The 261-nt window shown below is 49.8% G+C and carries 1 protein-coding gene; it reads right to left on the bottom strand.

From position 1 onward, the window contains the following. Positions 1–229, bottom strand: a 229-nt coding sequence (locus tag A3739_RS07720; RefSeq protein WP_369821097.1) for an NAD(P)/FAD-dependent oxidoreductase, incomplete at its 3' end; no start/stop codon positions are given. Positions 230–261: the final 32 nt, after the last annotated feature.

Below are 261 nucleotides of genomic sequence, written 5' to 3'. Positions count from 1 at the left end.
CACCCTCTTCTCCTAGGGCTTTCGCAAAAGGCTCAATACCATGAACAACACCTTGGATGAGTTGTCCACCATTGCGTCCTGAAGCTCCCCATCCGATGCGATATGCTTCGAGCAATACAACTTTGAACCCTCTTTCAGCAAGTTCAAGAGCGGTATTTACACCGCTAAATCCACCGCCAATGACGCATACCTGTGTGTCGAGGCTTTTCGTTAGTGATGGGTAACGCATCGGGTATTTCGACGTCGCCGCATAGTAGGAGT

The organism is Oleiphilus sp. HI0067, assembly GCF_001635735.1.
The sequence above is the reverse complement of the archived record's forward strand: the minus strand, read 5'-3'. Positions and strand labels throughout refer to the sequence as shown.